This window comes from Bacteroides propionicigenes (genome assembly GCF_018390535.1).
Lineage (GTDB): Bacteria > Bacteroidota > Bacteroidia > Bacteroidales > Bacteroidaceae > Bacteroides > Bacteroides propionicigenes.
In genome coordinates this window covers 68,417-83,331 of record NZ_JAHBBW010000004.1, presented here as the reverse complement: position 1 = coordinate 83,331, position 14,915 = coordinate 68,417, and the positions used below count along the sequence as shown (strand labels likewise).

The 14,915-nt window shown below is 44.7% G+C and carries 10 protein-coding genes; 5 read left to right on the top strand and 5 right to left on the bottom strand.

What is annotated here, in order from left to right; genetic code table 11:
• Window positions 1–157: 157 nt before the first annotated feature.
• From uvrA to KG118_RS07150, 3 genes are all read left to right on the top strand, one after another.
• Window positions 158–2,989, top strand: coding sequence for an excinuclease ABC subunit UvrA (gene uvrA, locus KG118_RS07160; protein ID WP_117711770.1), 2,832 nt, complete (start codon window positions 158–160; stop codon window positions 2,987–2,989).
• A gap of 20 nt (window positions 2,990–3,009) precedes the next feature.
• Window positions 3,010–3,498, top strand: coding sequence for a Cys-tRNA(Pro) deacylase (gene ybaK, locus KG118_RS07155; RefSeq protein WP_117711769.1), 489 nt, complete (start codon window positions 3,010–3,012; stop codon window positions 3,496–3,498).
• A gap of 119 nt (window positions 3,499–3,617) precedes the next feature.
• On the top strand, window positions 3,618–5,180 hold the full coding sequence (locus KG118_RS07150; RefSeq protein ID WP_117711768.1) for a peptide MFS transporter: 1,563 nt from the start codon (window positions 3,618–3,620) through the stop codon (window positions 5,178–5,180).
• A 102-nt stretch (window positions 5,181–5,282) separates the two neighbouring features.
• On the opposite strand, the gene KG118_RS07145 is transcribed toward KG118_RS07150, so the two are convergent.
• The gene (locus tag KG118_RS07145) at window positions 5,283–5,780 is read right to left on the bottom strand and encodes a GNAT family N-acetyltransferase (protein ID WP_117711767.1); all 498 of its coding nucleotides are present in this window, start codon (window positions 5,778–5,780) and stop codon (window positions 5,283–5,285) included.
• 253 nt (window positions 5,781–6,033) lie between these two features.
• On the opposite strand from KG118_RS07145, the gene KG118_RS07140 reads away from it, so the two are divergent.
• Complete coding sequence (locus tag KG118_RS07140; protein WP_117711766.1) at window positions 6,034–6,360, top strand: PadR family transcriptional regulator; 327 nt, start codon at window positions 6,034–6,036, stop codon at window positions 6,358–6,360.
• Window positions 6,361–6,412: 52 nt separating this feature from the next.
• Window positions 6,413–7,477, top strand: a complete 1,065-nt coding sequence (locus tag KG118_RS07135) for a PspC domain-containing protein (RefSeq protein WP_117711765.1) — start codon at window positions 6,413–6,415, stop codon at window positions 7,475–7,477.
• A 144-nt stretch (window positions 7,478–7,621) separates the two neighbouring features.
• On the opposite strand, the gene KG118_RS07130 is transcribed toward KG118_RS07135, so the two are convergent.
• From KG118_RS07130 to KG118_RS07115, 4 genes are all read right to left on the bottom strand, one after another.
• On the bottom strand, window positions 7,622–9,826 hold the full coding sequence (locus KG118_RS07130) for a dipeptidyl-peptidase 5 (protein WP_233514896.1): 2,205 nt from the start codon (window positions 9,824–9,826) through the stop codon (window positions 7,622–7,624).
• A 44-nt stretch (window positions 9,827–9,870) separates the two neighbouring features.
• Complete coding sequence (locus KG118_RS07125) at window positions 9,871–11,202, bottom strand: MATE family efflux transporter (protein WP_117711763.1); 1,332 nt, start codon at window positions 11,200–11,202, stop codon at window positions 9,871–9,873.
• A 142-nt stretch (window positions 11,203–11,344) separates the two neighbouring features.
• Window positions 11,345–13,192 carry a membrane protein insertase YidC gene (gene yidC, locus KG118_RS07120; protein ID WP_117711762.1) on the bottom strand — a complete coding sequence of 616 codons (1,848 nt, stop codon included), beginning with the start codon at window positions 13,190–13,192 and terminating at the stop codon, window positions 11,345–11,347.
• A gap of 41 nt (window positions 13,193–13,233) precedes the next feature.
• Window positions 13,234–14,847 carry a CTP synthase gene (locus KG118_RS07115; RefSeq protein ID WP_117711761.1) on the bottom strand — a complete coding sequence of 538 codons (1,614 nt, stop codon included), beginning with the start codon at window positions 14,845–14,847 and terminating at the stop codon, window positions 13,234–13,236.
• Between the last annotated feature and the right edge of the window lie 68 nt (window positions 14,848–14,915).

The window sequence follows — 14,915 nt, the reverse complement described above, 5'->3', positions numbered from 1 at the left end:
TTTCCCAAAGTAGCTGCAAAGTTAGCAATATTGTCCTATTTTAACCAAAGGATTGCGTTAAGAAATAATATTGTGCATTTCAAAACTGAAAAATACATCTTTTCGACTGATATTCGGTGGGAAACCGTTATTTTTGCACAAATTCATTAATTAAAGTATGCAAGAAGAAACAGAATATATCAATGTATACGGAGCGCGTGTACATAATTTGAAAGACATTGATGCTGAAATCCCCCGCAACAGCCTGACTGTTATCACCGGGTTGAGTGGAAGCGGCAAGTCATCTCTCGCATTCGATACGATATTTGCCGAAGGCCAGCGCCGTTATATTGAAACATTTTCAGCCTATGCCCGTAACTTCTTGGGCAACTTGGAACGCCCTGATGTGGATAAAATTACAGGATTGAGCCCTGTGATTTCCATAGAGCAAAAGACAACCAATAAAAATCCACGTTCTACCGTAGGTACGACAACGGAGATATACGATTATCTTCGTCTGCTGTATGCCCGCGCCGGTGAAGCTTATTCTTATCTTTCCGGTGAAAAAATGGTGAAATACACCGAAGAACAGATTCTTGAGCTTATTCTGAATGATTATAAAGGGAAACGTATTTACATTCTTGCTCCGTTGGTGCGTAGTCGTAAGGGTCATTACAAGGAATTGTTCGAGCAAATTCGCAAAAAAGGTTATCTCCATGTCCGCGTGGACGGCGAGGTGCGCGAAGCATTGCCCGGCATGAAACTGGACCGTTACAAGAGCCACGATGTGGAGGTGGTCATTGACAAGCTGGTGGTAACGGATAAGGATGACACCCGCTTGAAGAACAGCGTTGCCACTGCCATGCGTCAGGGTGACGGATTGCTGATGATTCTTGATGCCCAAAGTGAGAGCGTTCGTCATTACAGCAAGCGCCTGATGTGCCCTGTAACCGGGTTGTCCTATCGTGACCCCGCTCCCCATAACTTCTCTTTCAACTCCCCGCAGGGGGCTTGTTCCAAGTGTAAAGGTCTGGGTGTGGTGAGCCAGATTGATATAGACAAGATTATCCCCGACCGCGAACTGTCCATCGGAGAGGGAGCCATCGTTCCTTTGGGAAAATCCAAAAACAGCATGATTTTTTGGCAGATTACCGCATTGTTGGAGAAATACGAAGCTACGCTGAAAACCCCTGTCAAGGAACTTCCGGACGATGCCATTGATGAAATACTGTACGGTTCGGACGAGCGTATAAAGATAAAGAGTTCGCTTATCGGTACATCTTCCGACTACTTTGTTACTTTTGAGGGAGTGGTGAAGTACATCCAGATGTTACAGGAAAAGGATGCGTCTGCCACGGCACAGAAGTGGGCGGAGCAGTTTGCCAAAACGGCTGTCTGTCCTGAGTGTCATGGCGCAAAGTTGAATAAGGAAGCCTTGTCGTTTCGCATTCATGATAAAAATATCTACGAACTCTCCACAATGGATATCAACGAGTTATATGACTGGTTGATGAATGTAGACCAATATCTTAGCAATAAGCAACAACAGATTGCTGTAGAAATATTGAAAGAAATCCGTACCCGCCTGAAGTTCTTGTTGGATGTGGGATTGGATTATTTGTCATTGGACCGTAGCGCTGTCAGTCTTTCCGGTGGTGAAAGCCAGCGTATCCGGTTGGCTACGCAGATAGGTTCGCAGTTGGTAAATGTGCTCTATATTCTGGACGAGCCGAGCATCGGATTGCATCAACGTGATAATCAGCGGCTCATCCATTCGCTGAAAGAATTGCGTGATATGGGTAATTCCGTTATCGTGGTGGAGCATGATAAAGACATGATGCTCGCTGCGGATTATGTTATAGATATGGGACCCAAAGCGGGCAGGTTGGGTGGTGAGGTCGTGTTTGCCGGAACTCCGCAGAAGATGCTGCAAACGCATACGCTGACTTCTCAATATTTGAACGGTGAACGTGCCATTGAAATTCCTGCCGAACGCCGGAAAGGCAATGGACATAGTCTTTGGCTGCGTGGTGCAAAAGGCAATAATCTGAAGAATGTGGATGTAGAGTTCCCGCTTGGCAAGCTGATTTGTGTAACGGGCGTGTCGGGTAGCGGGAAGTCTACATTGATTAATGAAACGCTTCAGCCTATTCTATCACAGAAGTTTTATCGTTCTCTTCAAGATCCTTTGGAGTACGGCAGTATCGAAGGATTGGAGTATATAGATAAGGTGGTGAATGTAGACCAGTCACCATTAGGACGAACCCCCCGTTCCAATCCGGCTACCTATACGGGGGTCTTTTCCGATATCCGTAACTTGTTTGTAGGCTTGCCCGAAGCCAAAATCCGCGGCTACAAAGCGGGACGTTTCTCGTTCAATGTCAGTGGCGGACGTTGTGAAGCCTGTCAGGGTAATGGTTACAAAACCATTGAAATGAACTTCCTGCCCGATGTCTATGTTCCTTGTGAGGTTTGCCACGGCAAGCGTTACAATCGAGAGACGTTGGAAGTGCGCTTTAAAGGGAAATCCATTGCCGATGTGCTGGATATGACAATAAACCGTGCAGTGGAGTTTTTTGAAAACGTACCTCAGATATTGAATAAGATTAAGGTTATACAAGAGGTTGGCTTGGGGTATATCAAGTTGGGACAATCTTCCACCACACTCTCCGGTGGAGAGAGCCAGCGTGTGAAATTGGCTACCGAACTTTCCAAACGGGATACGGGCAAGACACTTTATATTCTTGACGAACCTACTACCGGACTACATTTTGAGGATATTCGCGTTTTGATGAACGTATTGAATAAACTGGTCGATAAGGGTAATACGGTTATCGTTATCGAGCATAATCTTGATGTTATCAAAATGGCGGACTATATTATCGACATGGGTCCCGAAGGAGGTAAGGGCGGGGGAGAACTTCTCTCCTGCGGCACGCCTGAGGAAGTAGCGAAGAGTACGAGGGGATATACGCCGAAGTTTCTGAAAGAAGAGCTTCATGATTTGTAATAAAAGAGTCCTGATTTGCAATGAAAGAATCCAAGATTAATAAAACGAATGCAGCCCGGCTGCTTGATAAGGCAAAGATAGCCTACGAACTCATCCCCTACGAAGTGGATGAGAAAGATTTGAGTGCCATACACGTTGCCGCCAGCTTGGGAGAGGATATAGAACAGGTCTTCAAAACACTGATATTGCATGGTGACAAGACCGGCTATTTCGTGTGCGTCATTCCCGGAGAGCATGAAGTCGACCTGAAATTGGCGGCTAAGGTCTCCGGAAACAAGAAGTGTGACCTCATCCCTATGAAGGAGCTGCTTCCGCTGACGGGGTATATTCGCGGCGGTTGTTCGCCTATCGGTATGAAAAAGCCTTTTCCCACTTATATTCACGAGACTTGCCTGCAATTCTCCCATATCTATATCAGCGCCGGACAACGCGGATTGCAGCTTAAGTTGAATCCGAAAGATTTGATAAAGGAAGTACGCGCCGAGGTTTGTACTCTTTTTGAGTCATAAAAGCTCGGTTCGGGTAAGAGATATTCTGTTTTCTTACCGAAAATCTCGATGAAAAGCATATATTTGCAAAAAATATAAATAAACTAATACTAATTACTAATTTACAAAAACTTATTTTTATGTTTAGCAAACACCCTAATGGTTTGATTGCTGCCGCTTTGGCTAATATGGGAGAGCGTTTCGGCTTCTATATTATGATGGCAATCCTTACATTGTTTATCTCGGCTAAGTTCGGGTTGTCTGAAACGACTACCGGATATATTTATTCCGCATTCTATGCATCCATCTATATCTTGGCATTGGCAGGCGGTATTATAGCTGACAAAACTAAAAACTTTAAAGGCACTATTCTTGCCGGTTTGGTGATGATGGCTGTCGGCTATTTGATTATTGCCATTCCTACTCCTACGCCGGTTCCCAGTATGGCGCTTTACTTGGGATTGACCTGTTTCGGACTTTTGGTAATTGCTTTCGGTAACGGTTTGTTCAAAGGTAATCTTCAAGCACTGGTAGGTCAGATGTACGATGACCCCAAGTACTCAAGCTTGCGCGACTCCGGTTTCCAGATTTTCTATATGTTTATTAATATCGGCGGTTTCTTTGCTCCGTGGATTGCTATCGGTGTGCGTAACTGGTGGTTGAAGGTCAATAACTTCGACTATGATGCCACTTTGCCCGAACTTTGTCACCAATTCCTTAAGGAAGGTGATAAGATGGCTCCTCAGGCAATGGAAAATCTTGCGTCGTTGGCAGATAAAGTTACACTCAACGGCAGCCATGTGACTGATATGGGCGCATTTGTCAACAACTATCTGGATGTGTTTAACCGTGGTTTCCAATATGCTTTCATGGCTGCTATTGTTGCCATGTTGATTTCATTGGTAATCTATCTGGTCAATAAGAACCGTTTTCCCGACCCGGCAAAGAAAGTGGTAGCTGCCACAGAGCAAAGTGCTACTGTAAGTAAGGAAGAAATCAAGATGAGTGCAGCAGAAATCAAGCAACGTATCTATGCTTTGTTCGCTGTATTCGGTGTAGTAATCTTCTTCTGGTTGTCATTCCATCAGAATGGTTATTCGCTGACTTACTTTGCGCGCGACTATGTGGATTTGAGTGTAATCGATATCGACCTTGGATTTACCCGTATCAAGGGTGCTGAAATATTCCAATGTGTAAATCCGTTCTTTGTGGTATTCCTCACTCCGTTTATCATGTGGTTGTTCGGTTCGTTGAAGAAAAACGGCAAGGAACCTTCTACTCCGATGAAGATTGCTATCGGTATGGGTATTGCGGCATTGGCTTATGTGTTCCTGATGGTATTCTCATTCACTCTGCCCGCCAAAGATGCGCTGAGTACAATGAGTGCGGCCGAAATTAATGCTATCCGTGTAACCCCGTGGATTATGATTGGCTTGTACTTCATCCTTACGGTTGCCGAATTGTTTATCTCACCGTTGGGCTTGTCTTTCGTGTCGAAGGTGGCTCCTCCTCATTTGCAAGGTTTGATGCAGGGCTGTTGGCTGGCTGCAACTGCAGTAGGCAACTCGTTGCTTTTCATTGGCGGTATTCTTTATACTACCGTTCCAATTTGGGCATGCTGGTTAGTCTTTGTGGGTGCCACAGGTGCTTCTATGATTGTAATGCTCTCGATGGTTAAGTGGCTGGAGAGAGTGGCAAAATAAATGAGAAAACTTATTTAAATGAAGAATGAGGAATGAAGAATGAAGAATTTTTTGTTCCTCATTCTTTATTCTTCATCCCTCATTCTTTATTCTTCATTAAATTCAAATTTCCTTTCCCATTATATAGTCATTCATATAATATCCGTTTCCTATCGGGAAATCCCCTTCTCTCAGTTTTCTCATTCCCATGTGTTCGTAAAAGTGCATTGCCTTATTATTGCGGTTTACGTTTAATTCCAGCATACATGGCTCCGGGTGTACTTCCTTGATGTATTTTATAGCTTCACGAAACAGGAAACTTCCGCAGTGTGCTCCTTGATAATAGGGGAGTACATAAATCTTTTGCAGATGAAACAGGTCCTTGCCCTCCGGTTGTACGGATACATATCCTGCCGCTTCACACTCTTCATAGGCTATAAGGTACACATGCCCTTCTTCTTCCATTTGTTTGCGGATATTCTCTACAGAGTACATCCATTCCATCATGTATTCGATTTGCTCTTTTGAAAGTATTTCCTTATAAGTTTCGGGAAATATCTGCCAGGCAAGTTTGTGAATCAACTCACAATCAGCACTTGTTGCTTTTCTGATAGTAAACATATTTGTGGCGTTTATATTGTTAATCGGATACAAATATAGTATGCTTTGTGAATTAGTAGTATAAACTTAAGATATAAAAGGTATAAACCTTAAGTGTTATGGGTACAAAATACGACTTTATTGTTAATTAATATAAATATAAAGTACTTTGTAATACATAGTACTAATATAATACATATATTTGTGCCATACAAAGGATGTAGGTATGGCATCTTTGTTGTACTTAGTAAAATAATTTAATAATATATGGATTATGGACGTTAATAATGTAAAGTCGCAAATGCGCAAGGGCATGCTTGAATATTGCATCATGCTATTGCTCCATAAGGAACCGGCTTATGCTTCGGATATTATACAGAAGCTGAAAGAGGCACGGCTGATTGTGGTAGAGGGTACGCTTTATCCGTTACTCACCCGCTTGAAGAACGATGATTTGTTGAGTTACGAATGGATAGAGTCTACACAGGGGCCGCCGCGTAAATACTACAAGCTTACAGAGAAAGGCGAGGTCTTTTTGGGCGAATTGGAAGTATCTTGGCAGGAATTAAGTGACACGGTCAACCATATTGCCAATAATTAGTTGCTGATAGCTATATATAAGTAATAAATGAAAAAGTAAAAAACATACAACAATGAAGAAGACATTAACGGTAAATTTAGGTGGCACTGTTTTTCATATTGATGAAGATGCCTACCGCCTTTTGGATAATTATTTAAGTAATTTAAAGATTCATTTCCGTAAGGAAGCCGGTGCGGACGAGATAATCGATGACATTGAACGTCGTATTTCCGAACTCTTTGCGGAGAAACTTATTGCAGGTTCTCAAGTGATTACCATCGCTGATGTGGAAGAGGTGATTACCCGTATGGGAAAACCGGAAGATATGGAAGCGGAGAACGATAATGAGCCTTTTGCCGGCACCGGAAACACAACCCGTACTACAACACATCGTCGTCTTTACCGTAATCCGGATGATAAGTTACTGGGTGGTGTTATCAGTGGTATGGCAGCGTATTTGGGATGGGATGTGACTCTGTTACGTCTGTTATTGCTGGTTGTATTGATTTGTGGAGTGGGAACGTTGATACCGGTTTATATTGTTTGCTGGTTGGTTATCCCCGAAGCGCGTACGGCTGCCGAGAAACTGAATATGCGCGGCGAAGCTGTTACAGTGGAGAATATAGGAAAAACCGTGACTGACGGTTTTGAAAAGGTTGCCAATGGTGTGAACGATTATGTGAAATCTGATAAACCCCGTACTGTCTTGCAGAAGTTGGGTGATGCATTGGTTATGGTTGCCGGTTGGTTTTTCAAAATCTGTTTGGTGATATTCGCTATCATCTGCAGCCCGTTGTTATTTGTATTCGGAGTGGTATTTGTCGCTTTGCTTTTTGCGGCTATAATGGTGGCTATCGGCGGCGGGGCTGCGCTTATTTCGATGTTCCCTACTTTTGATGTGGTGTTGCCTACTTCTCCGTTATCGGCTATCGTCATGTATATTGCGGGTATTCTGTTGGTGGGTATTCCATTGGTAAGCCTTGTTTGGGCAATATTCAGCCAGCTATTTAAGTGGCAGCCCATGGCTTCCGGACTGAAATGGACTTTGGTTATCCTTTGGATTGTAAGTGCGGCTGTTTTTGGCATCTGTTTTGCAATGCAGGGGGCGACGTTTCCGATATTGGGTATCTTGGTTTGACAGGTGGAATAATATCTTGTTAACATTATGGCAGATATGAAGTTAACAGGATAGCTTACACTAAGTTAACATCATAGAAAAAGGAAGTTAACATCATTGTTGCGATGATGTTAACTTCCTTTTTTATGTTCTCTTTTATCTTTGTTATTTAGCCGGCTTCAGCCATTTGTCCAGCCATTCAAAGAATGTGCGCTGCCACAGAATACCGTTTTGCGGTTTCAGCACCCAATGGTTCTCATCGGGATAGATAAGCAATTCGGCGGGAACACCGCGCATAATGGCGGCATCAAAAGCTGCCATAGCTTGGTTGGCAAGAATACGGAAATCCTTTTCACCGTGGATGCAGAGGATAGGAGTATCCCATTTGTCTACAAAAAGGTGGGGAGAGTTGGCAAATGTACGTTGGGCTGTAGCGTTGTTCTTTTCCCAGTATGCACCGCCCATATCCCAGTTGGCAAACCATTTTTCTTCTGTTTCCAGATATTGCATTTCCATATTGAAGATACCGTCGTGAGCGATAAACGCCTTGAAGCGTTTGTCGTGATGTCCGGCAAGCCAGTAAACGGAGAAGCCGCCAAAGCTGGCGCCTACACAACCCAAACGGTCTTTGTCTACAAACGGTTCTTTGGACATTTCATCAATGGCGGTGAAATAATCTCTCATACATTGACCGCCGTAATCACCGCTGATGGCTTCATTCCATTCTACGCCGAAGCCCGGAAGACCGCGACGGTTGGGAGCCACGATGATATAGTCGTTGGCAGCCATAATCTGGAAATTCCAACGATAACTCCAGAACTGGCTGACGGGGCTTTGAGGACCGCCTTCGCAGAAGAGTAGGGTAGGATACTTCTTGTTGGGGTCGAAGTGGGGCGGATAGATAACCCATGTCAACATCTGCTTGCCGTCGGTGGTTTTCATCCAGCGTCCTTCCACTTTGCCCATTTCCAGTTGGTCGTAGATTTGCTTGTTCTCGAAGGTGAGTTGCGTTACGGGATAAATCTCTTTTACGGAATCGGTGCTGTTGTAATTGTTGCACACATCCGTACGGAATATGCAGACGGGGAAAGGTTTGCTGTCCAATTGTCCGATGGAAAAGATTTCGTCGCCCGCAGACATGGAGTGACGTTTGGCAATCATGCTGTTGCCGCATAAGGCCATCGAAGCATAGTCGTACATACCGTTGGTCAGTTGGTATATCCAATCGTCTTTCAGGTTGGTATTGTAGATTTGGGTTCTGCCTTGCCATACGCCCAAGAAGAAGATGCTTTGCGAATCTTTGTTCCATAAGAAAGCGTCTACATTGGACGGGAATCCCTGACTGATGAAACGTTTCTCTCCGGTGGTACGGTCCATTACACACAAGCGGTTGAGGTCTGCCTCATAGCCGTCTCGCTCCATACTCTGCCATGCGATGTATTTGCCGTCCGGAGAATATTGCGGATTGGTGTCGTAGCCTGCCATTTCAGCTTGCCCGTTGGAGGCTTTCGCATCCTTTTTGCAAAGGTTGATGAAGCCGCCTTTCTGTACATCGTATTCGTAAATGTCCGAGTCGGTGGAGATGGCATATGCCAGTCCGGTTTTCATGCGGCAGGTGAAAGCCACTTTATCCGATGTGGGGCTCCATGCCAGTTGCTCGATGCCGCCGAAAGGCTTCATCGGGCTTTCGTAGGGAAGTCCTTCGAGGATATCTCTTACGTTGCTGATTCCATTGCCGTCAAACTCGGCGACGAAAGGATGCGGGGCGGTTGTAACCCACTCATCCCAATGCTTGTACATCAGGTCGGTAATGATGATACCGGTTGCTTTGGGCAAATCGGAATGCTTGTCCGCAGTGCTCTGCACCGTTTTTACTTGGGCTATGAAAAGTAACTTCTTACCGTCGGGAGAGAAAGAAAAGCCTTCGATGTCTCCGTCATATTGAGTAAGCTGTTTACGTTCCGTGCCGTCGGGATTCATTTCCCATACTTGGCTGCTGCCGCTTTCATTGCAGAGGAAAGCAATCTTCTTACCCTCCTTAATCCAGGCTGGTTGGCTTTCCTGCCAATTGTCACGAGTGATTTGCTTGTTATTGTTGCCGTCTGCATTCATGACAAACAACTCGTTATTGCTCTTGTTTTCCGGTACACTGTAATAAGCCACCGAATAGGCAATCTGCGTCTCGTCGGGCGATACGGCTACACTGCCTATACGTCCCATTGCCCAAAGCGCTTCGGGCGTCATGCGTTTACCTTCAATCTTTATATCCGATTTCTCGATAAGCGCCCCGTTTTGTCCTGCGTCTTTAGTTCCGCCGCAGGATGCCAACATCATTGCTGCCGACATAAATAATAGGTTTGATTGTTTCATATATGTTTGAAGATTTATTTTGGTAGCGAAGATAGGGAATTAATTTAAATTTTCTTCAGACTCCATTTTCCTTTCTTCATGTAGAAGTAACAAAGCACCAAAATACCCACGGAATAAACTATTTCAGAGGTCCATGCAAATGCCACGTCCAATTTCAGATAGGCAACGATATATGTGATATAGCAGGTGTAAATCACCAGCGTTATCATTTCCAAAGCCAATGCGGTACGTGTGTTACCCGTTCCCGATACGGACTGGAAATAAACATTGGCCGGCACGAGGAACAGGTATGCGGAGCAAAGTACCCAAAGCGAGGGGATGGCCGCTTCCTGCAGTTCCGGAATGTCCGTATACACTCCCAATATCAGTTTGGGGAATAGTGCAAAGAAGATGGCGAAGGGCAATACAAAGGCATAGGCTATGCGTATGTGCTGCCGTATTGTTCCGGGTACGCAACTGATGTTTCCCGCCCCGATAAGGTTGCTGACCAGTGAACCGCAAGTAGAAGCAAATGCCATCATCACCATGAACATGATTCCGGATACGTTGCGGATGATATTTGTAATGGCGAGTGAACGTTCTCCCAAATGCTCTACATAGAGGAAGAGCAGGAACCATGTGGAGAGTGAGAGGAAATTCTGCACCATGGTCCATAGGGAAACGTTGAGCATACGTTTGAGTATGTTCCAACGGATACCCGGTATCTTGTCCAGTCCGTATTTGCGAATATCAATACGGTTGCGGGTATAGATAATGAAGAATATCAATGACACCAATTCCGCCATTGACGAGCCGATGGCTGCTCCGGCAATGCCGAGGGCGGGGAAGCCGAACTTTCCGAATATCAGGATATAATTGAACACGATGTTGCTTAATACCATGACAATGGAGTTCAGTGTCAGTGTTTTGGTTTGTGTAGTTCCCAGAAAAAAGGCACGGAACATTACTGCCGTAAAGGAGAAGAAGAAGCCGAAAACACGCCAGTTCAGGTAACTCATTGCCGCATCGTAAATGTGTTCGGAAGAGACAAGCCGTTTCAATATTGCCGGTGCAAAGCTGTAGCATACAGCAAACATGACCGCTGCCATTCCTACTTGAAAATAGATGCCTTGATAGAATAAGTTGCCTATTTCTTTATATTGTTGCTCACCGTTACGCCGTGCTATCAGAATTTGCGCTCCGATACTGAAACCGAATGCCACCATGAACATTACTATATAGAAGATGCCTGCAATGGCAGATGCTCCTAATTCTATTTCGCCTACACGCCCCAAGAAGGCTGTGTCTGTCATACCAATCATCTGCTCCATGAGCAAGCTGATTAAAATAGGGTAGGCTATGAGCCAAATCTCTTTGTAGGTGTATTTAGTTTGCATATTCGATAGATAATTTTTGGATATACTTGAAAAAATCATTTGATATACTTGATAATCCTTTTTGATGTACTTGAAAAAGGAAAAGAAAGCCGGGCAATGCGAATTGTCCGGCTCCCTTCTGAAAAATATCTTGAACGGAAGTTTATTTCCTGTTCTGCTTTTCTTTCATCATCTGCTCTTGTTGCTTCTGCATTGCTTCAAGGCGGGCGGCGAAGCCGGTTTTCTTCATCTTTTTCGGATCCTTCTTCTTTGCCTCCAATTGTGCAAGAAGGGCTTCTTCGTTAGTGGCTTTACGCATGATGAGCGTAGTCACTACACTGATGAGCGTCGAAATGAAGTAGTAATAGTTCAGTCCCGAAGGATAGTCATTCAATATGAACAGGAACATTACAGGCATCAGATATGACATCCACTTCATAGCTGCCATTTGCGGATTGGCGCCTGTGTCTTGCTGCTGCATCATAAACTTGGTGTTCAGAATATTGGTTACTGTCATCAGCAAACAGAATAAACTGAGGTGACTGCCCAAGAACGGAATATGGAACGGGAAGTTGATGAATGCATCGTATGTAGACAAGTCATCGGCCCACAAGAAACTTTGCTGGCGAAGCTCAATGGCACTCGGCACAAACATAAACAATGCCATCAGAATAGGAAACTGAATCAGCATCGGCAGGCATCCTCCCATGGGGCTGACACCGTATTGACTGTAAAGCCCCATTACTTCCTGTTGTTTCTTCATGGCATCTTCCTGCTTCGGGTACTTCTTGCCGATTTCGTCAATTTTCGGTTTCAGCACACGCATCTTGGCTGAAGAAATATAGGTTTTCCATGTTGCAGGGAATACTACCGCTTTTACAATTAATGTCATCAGCAACAAAACGATACCCATACTCAATCCCCAACTCGACAACCAGTCGAAGATGTTGATGGTGAACCATTTGTTTATCCAGCGGATTAACGGCCAGCCCAGATATACCAGACGGTTGAGTTCCCACTTGTCTTCACGCCCTTTGTCAAGTGCGGTCAGTGTCTTGTAATGGTTAGGGCCGAAGTAGAAGAACAACCGGGTAGGATTTTTGCCGCTCGGATCAAAAACAGTGCTCATTTCTGCAGAATAGTCCTTGATATATCCGCTGCCTTGCGCTTCCATCTTTGAGTTTAACTTTGTCTTTTCAAAATCTGCGTCAGCCAGGAATACGGAAGAGAAGAACTGATTTTTGAAGGCAATCCAGTCCAGACGTTCTGCAACTTCTTTTTCATCATTCTTGCCGGCGGACAAATAATCGGTTCCGTCTCCGGTAATTTTATAAGTCAATTCAGACAAACGGTTCTCGTAGGTGTAACCCTTTTCTATCTGGCGTGCACGTTGCGACCACTCAATGTCTACATAGTTGGTGCTTGCCAGCTTGTCTTCCATGCCTACGGCATCTATTGTGAAATCCACCAAGTACGTATCATTATGCATGGCATACTTAAAGTCGATATAGCTGGCACTGTCTGCAGACAAACGCATGGTTACGGTGCTGTCCGTACGGTTTGCCACTGTAAAATAGTAATCCTCTGTCTGTATCGTTTCCTTTTTGTTGTAGAAAAGGAAGTTCATGGAAGCGTCATCGCCGCTGAATAGGGTAACAGGCGTCTTTTTGTCCTGTCCCATATACTCTTTCAATGTAGCTGATGAAATACGTCCGCCTTTGGTGGCCACTGTCAGTTCCGCCAGGTTGTTTTGTATTGTAACCTGTGAGTCAGTTCCTTGAAGCGCATCAAAGAAGAGGGCGGCGGAGTCTGCCGTTTGAACCTCTTTGTCGTTAGCCAAAGCGGCTTCCGCCTTTGCTTTCAAGTCAGCTTCGCGTTGTTGTACTTGGGCTATGGAGTCATAATAGTGTTGTTGTGCTGCCAGCTGTTCCTTGCTCGGACGGCTTAAGAAACTGAATCCGACTAACAAAACGGCTATTAGGACAAGGCCTGTGATGGTATTTTTATCCATTTAATCAATTATGAATTATCAATTATTAAAATTAGTAATGATTACTTTTTTTCATTTTCAATCGCAGCTTTTACAAAAGCTACAAACAACGGATGCGGATGCAATACCGTACTGCTGTATTCCGGATGGAACTGTGTTCCGACATACCATTTCAGTTGCGGAATCTCTACAATTTCCACCAAGTCGGATTCAGGATTGATACCCGCGCATTTCATGCCTGCTGCTTCATATTCTTCCTTGTAAGCATTATTGAACTCATAACGGTGGCGATGGCGCTCCTGTATGTGTTCTGTGCCATAGGCTTCGTATGCCTTGCTGCCTTCTTGCAGCACACATTCGTAAGCGCCTAAACGCATGGTTCCACCCATATTGGTAATGGATTTCTGTTCCTCCATGATGTCGATAACATTATGGGGAGTCTTTTCGTCCATTTCACGGGAGTTGGCATCCGCATATCCCAAGACGTTACGTGCAAATTCAATGGCTATGCACTGCATACCCAGACAGATACCGAATGTGGGAATGTCGTGTGTACGTGCGTACTTGATGGCTACAAATTTTCCGGCAATGCCGCGTTCGCCGAAGCCCGGTCCGATAAGAACGCCTGACATACCTTTTAATGCTTCCGCTACGTTTTCGTCTGTCAGCTTTTCGCTGTTTACAAAATCTACCGATACTTTGCGGTCATTGTATGTTCCGGCTTGTGAGAGCGCTTCGCGGATAGACTTGTAGGCATCCTGCAAGTCGTACTTGCCAACCAATGCTATATGCACCGGTTCTGTTGTTTCCGCCTTGTGGCGGCGTTCGAGGAAAGCACGCCAAGGACCCAATCCCGGAGTGTCTCCGACAGGAAGTCCCATTTTCTTCAGGATAGTTTGGTCCAATCCCTGAGCTTGCATCAAGATAGGCACTTCATAGATAGTAGGCGCGTCGATACTCTGTACAACGGCATTCTCGTCTACATTACAGAAAAGTGCCACTTTCTTGCGTAAGTTGGTGCTCAATTCATGTTCCGTACGGAGCACAAGTATATCGGGCTGGATTCCGGCGCTTTGCAGTTCCTTCACGGAGTGCTGGGTCGGTTTGGTTTTCAGTTCACCGGCAGCTGCGAGGTAGGGTACATAAGTAAGGTGTACGCACAGTGCATCTTTACCCAATTCCCATTTCAGCTGGCGGATACTTTCCAAATACGGGAGAGACTCGATGTCACCTACCGTACCGCCAATCTCGGTAATAACGAAATCGAATTTATATTTATTGCCCAAGAGCTTTACATTACGTTTGATTTCATCCGTAATATGAGGGATAACCTGAATCGTTTTTCCCAAATAGTCGCCACGACGCTCTTTGTCGATGACGCTCTTATAGATACGTCCGGTTGTAATGTTGTTAGCTTTGGTAGTCTGGATGCCCAGAAAACGCTCATAGTGTCCCAAGTCAAGGTCAGCTTCATGACCGTCTACCGTTACGTAGCATTCTCCGTGTTCATAAGGGTTCAGTGTACCCGGGTCAATGTTGATGTACGGGTCGAACTTTTGAATCGTTACTTTATAACCTCTTGCTTGCAATAACTTACCGATGGATGACGAAATGATACCTTTGCCTAATGAAGAGGCAACGCCACCGGTGACGAAAATATACTTTGTTTCTCCCACAACTATACTGTTTTAAATGTTTTCTCTAAAAATTAAAGCGCAAAATTATGAAAAAAAAGAGGAAGTAC

Excerpts from the sequence above, each read along its gene's own strand:
- KG118_RS07125 (WP_117711763.1), bottom strand. The coding sequence starts at position 11,202 with ATGCAAACTAAATACACCTACAAAGAGATTTGGCTCATAGCCTACCCT.
- yidC (WP_117711762.1), bottom strand. The coding sequence starts at position 13,192 with ATGGATAAAAATACCATCACAGGCCTTGTCCTAATAGCCGTTTTGTTA.
- KG118_RS07150 (WP_117711768.1), top strand. The coding sequence starts at position 3,618 with ATGTTTAGCAAACACCCTAATGGTTTGATTGCTGCCGCTTTGGCTAAT.
- KG118_RS07135 (WP_117711765.1), top strand. The coding sequence starts at position 6,413 with ATGAAGAAGACATTAACGGTAAATTTAGGTGGCACTGTTTTTCATATT.
- KG118_RS07140 (WP_117711766.1), top strand. The coding sequence starts at position 6,034 with ATGGACGTTAATAATGTAAAGTCGCAAATGCGCAAGGGCATGCTTGAA.
- KG118_RS07145 (WP_117711767.1), bottom strand. The coding sequence starts at position 5,780 with ATGTTTACTATCAGAAAAGCAACAAGTGCTGATTGTGAGTTGATTCAC.
- uvrA (WP_117711770.1), top strand. The coding sequence starts at position 158 with ATGCAAGAAGAAACAGAATATATCAATGTATACGGAGCGCGTGTACAT.
- KG118_RS07130 (WP_233514896.1), bottom strand. The coding sequence starts at position 9,826 with ATGAAACAATCAAACCTATTATTTATGTCGGCAGCAATGATGTTGGCA.
- ybaK (WP_117711769.1), top strand. The coding sequence starts at position 3,010 with ATGAAAGAATCCAAGATTAATAAAACGAATGCAGCCCGGCTGCTTGAT.